The following is a 1470-nucleotide window of genomic DNA, read 5'->3' on the forward strand; positions in this document are numbered from 1 at the left end:
GCGCAGAAGCCGGACTGGAACGCGACATGGATGAGGACGAGGCCGAGCGCGGAGTCGTACAGCTTGCCGCTCATGGTGATGCCGGGCAGGTCGATGAGCAGGTACAGGCGGTACAGAGGGGTGATGATGACCTGTTGCGGGAGCAGGTTGCCGGCGGTGAACACCAGCAGCAGGAACAGGTTGATGCGGAAGTCGAAGCGGCTGACGTAGAAGGCCACCATCGACGACAGGAACAGCGTCACCAGCACCGCCGGCACCGCGATGATCATCGTGTTGACGAAGTAGTGCCCCATGTCCGACTGCGTGAACGCGTTCGTGAAGTTGTCGAAGCTCAGCTTGTCGGGCCAGGAGACATAGCCCTTCTCGGATGTCTCCGCGTAGGGGCGCATCGCCGAGTACAGCGCCCACAAAAGCGGCCCGAGCCAGGCCAGTGAGGCGCCCGCGAGGAAGAGGTGCAGCAGGATCCGGGCCGGGCGGACGGGCGTGCGGGTCTTGGTCATGACGGTGGTGCTCATGCGCGCCGCTCCTTCCGGAAGGTGGACACCAGGTACGGGATGATCACGACGAGGGAGATCAGCAGCAGCACGACCGCGATCGCGGAGCCGTATCCGATGCGGCTGGACTCGCCGATGATGTTGTTGGTGACCAGGATCGAGAGCAGTTCGGTGCCCTCGGCGCCCTTGTTGAAGACGAAGACCAGGTCGAAGGCGCGCAGCGCCTCGATGATGGTGACGACCAGGACGACGGTGTTGGTGGGGCGCAGGGTGGGGAAGATGACGTTCTTGAACGTCTGCCACTCGTTCGCCCCGTCCAGCGAGGACGCCTCGCGCAGGGAGGGGTCCACGCCCTTGAGGCCGGCCAGGTAGAGGATCATCATGTAGCCGGTGTGGCGCCAGGACGCGGCGATGAGGATGGCCCACAGGTTGAGGTCGGGGTCGCCGATCCAGTCGATGTACTTGCCCGGCTCGTTGGCCCCGATGACGCTGTTGATCAGGCCGGTGTCGGGGTTGTAGATGAGCTGCCAGACGAAGCCGATCACGGCCATCGACATGACCACGGGCAGGAAGAACGCGGTCTGGTAGACCCGGCTGAAGCGGATCTTCTTGTCCAGCTGCACGGCCAGGAACAGGCCCAGCGGGGTCGGGATCGCGATCAGGACGACGAACCAGATCACGTTGTGCTGGACGGCCGGCCAGAACTGCGGGTTCTGCTCGAACAGCTCCTTGAAGTTCTGGAGCCCGACCCACTTGATCGAGTCGAAGCCGATGCCGTCCCAGGTGGTGAAGGCCAGCGCGATCGAGGCGAAGGCCGTCACCCACACCAGGGCGATGTGCAGGAGCGTGGGCAGACCCGCCATCAGCGCCAGGGTGAACCGGTCGCGGCGGGTCAGCAGACGGCGGTGCCCGTGAGGCACCTTCTTCTTGGCGGGGGCAGTGCCCGCAGGCGGCACGGCGGCCGCCTCCGGGATCT

The 1470-nt window shown here is 65.2% G+C and carries 2 protein-coding genes; both read right to left on the reverse strand.

The genetic code is table 11. The features are described from left to right. On the reverse strand, window positions 1-515 hold a 515-nt coding region (locus AC5P09_RS51765), incomplete at its 3' end, for a carbohydrate ABC transporter permease (RefSeq protein WP_493880602.1). Continuing rightward, window positions 512-1468, reverse strand: a complete 957-nt coding sequence (locus tag AC5P09_RS51770; protein WP_493880603.1) for a carbohydrate ABC transporter permease — start codon at window positions 1466-1468, stop codon at window positions 512-514. The genes AC5P09_RS51765 and AC5P09_RS51770, both read right to left, overlap by 4 nt. Window positions 1469-1470 lie beyond the last annotated feature (2 nt).

It is taken from the genome of Streptomyces sp. a15, assembly GCF_059026085.1.